This is a genomic window from Streptomyces sp., assembly GCF_031178505.1.
GTDB lineage: Bacteria > Actinomycetota > Actinomycetes > Streptomycetales > Streptomycetaceae > Streptomyces > Streptomyces gulbargensis.
Genome location: NZ_JAPSIW010001038.1, coordinates 1 through 1,675, shown reverse-complemented (window position 1 = coordinate 1,675; position 1,675 = coordinate 1). Strand labels below are relative to the sequence as shown.

The following is a 1,675-nucleotide window of genomic DNA, read 5'->3' as shown; positions in this document are numbered from 1 at the left end:
CCCCCCTCTCCGACCGGGAGATCCGCGACGAGACCGTCACCCTGTACATCGGCGGTCACGAGACCACCAGCTCCACCCTCGTCTGGGCCTGGTACCTCCTCTCCCGCAACCCCCGGGTCCGCGCCGCACTCACCGAGGAGCTGGACCGGGTCCTCGCGGACCACGAGCCGGGACACGACGACTACGCCTCCCTGCCGTACACGCAGGCGGTGGTGAAGGAGACGCTCCGGCTCTATCCGACGGTCTGGCTGATCACCGGCATCGCCAGAAAGGGCGCCACGCTCGGCGGCGTCCCCGTCCCGGCCGGTACCCGCGTCTGGTCGAGCCAGTGGGCCACCCACCGCGACCCCCGCTGGTACCGCGACGCGGAGGCGTTCCGTCCCGAGCGCTGGCTCACCGACGAGGACGGCGAGCCCGCCGAACGGATCCCCGAGTACGCCTGGTTCCCGTTCGGCGGCGGCCCGAGGGTCTGCCTCGGCACGCGCTTCGCCCTGGTCGAGGCGGTCCTCGTCCTGGCGGTCCTGGCCCGCCGCCATCACTTGGACGTGGCCGCGGGCGAGATACGCCCCGTCCCGAGCCTGACCCTCCAGCCGGACCGCGAGGTGATCGCCACGGTGCGGACGAGAACCTGACCGGACCTCAGGGCGCGGGGAGCGCCGGGGACCTGGAGGCGAGCGCCGTGGCGAGGGACCGCAGCTCGTCCGCGCGGAGCACGCGTCCCCCGAAGCCGGGCAGCGGGACGTGGAGGGAGTCGGTCCAGGAGGACGGGATCTCCCCGGCCCCGTGCACCGCGCCCGCCAGGGTCCCCGTGACGGCGGCCACGGTGTCGGTGTCCCCGCCCAGGTCGACGGCGGCCGTCAGAGCGTCCACGAAGCCGCGGGTGGTGCGCAGCGCCCAGACGGCCGAGGCGAGGCAGGGCCGGACGGCCCCGTTGAACTCGGTGGCGTCCACCGGGGACCAGTCGGGCGCGAGGACGGCCGCCCAGCGTTCGCGCTGGGCGGGGGCGACCTCGGCGAGCGCCTCGGGCAGGGCCGCGAGGGGGTCACCGCCGAGGAGCGCCACGCGCACCAGTTCGTGCAGGAGCGCGGTGCCCTCCCATGCCGCGGGGTCGCCGTGGGTGAGGGCGGCGATCCGCCGGGCCGCGTCCATGGTCGCCGCCCGGCCGGCGGGCGCGAAGTGGACGGCGGAGGTCGAGGCCCGCATCAACGAGCCGTTGCCGGCCGCCCGGCCCTCCCTCCGGAAGTCCCGCGCCGCCGCCCGGTCCCACGGCTCCGGGCCGAGGAGGACCCGCTCGGTCTGCAGACCGATGTCCTTGGGGTCGGCCGCCGCCCACCGCCGGAACCGGCCGAACAGGTCCTGCGGATCCAGTCCGCCGCGCTCGAGAAGGGACTCGCCGACCAGAACGGCCATCTGCGTGTCGTCCGTCGCCTCGCCCGGCTCCCAGCCGCCACCACCGCACAGCTCCCCGATGCCGTCGGGGAAGCGGGCGCGGTAGGCCCCGGGGGGCCCGAACTCGAAGGGGGCGCCCAGAGCGTCGCCGACGGCCGCACCGAGAACGGCACCGACGGCCGGTCGAGGAAGGTCATGAACGCATCGTGGCAGGTTCGGCGCGCGGCATCCCGGCCGGGTCGGCGGCGGGCGGTGCGGGCAGCGACCGCGCGGGGGAGCGGAGGGA

2 protein-coding genes are annotated in these 1,675 nt (G+C 75.9%); one reads left to right on the top strand and one right to left on the bottom strand.

Features of this window, described 5'->3' with window-relative positions:
• Positions 1-632: cytochrome P450 (locus RIF68_RS36000; RefSeq protein WP_309055857.1), on the top strand; the 632-nt coding region annotated here is incomplete at its 5' end.
• A 7-nt stretch (positions 633-639) separates the two neighbouring features.
• On the opposite strand, the gene RIF68_RS35995 is transcribed toward RIF68_RS36000, so the two are convergent.
• Complete coding sequence (locus RIF68_RS35995; protein WP_309055859.1) at positions 640-1,602, bottom strand: ADP-ribosylglycohydrolase family protein; 963 nt, start codon at positions 1,600-1,602, stop codon at positions 640-642.
• Positions 1,603-1,675: the final 73 nt, after the last annotated feature.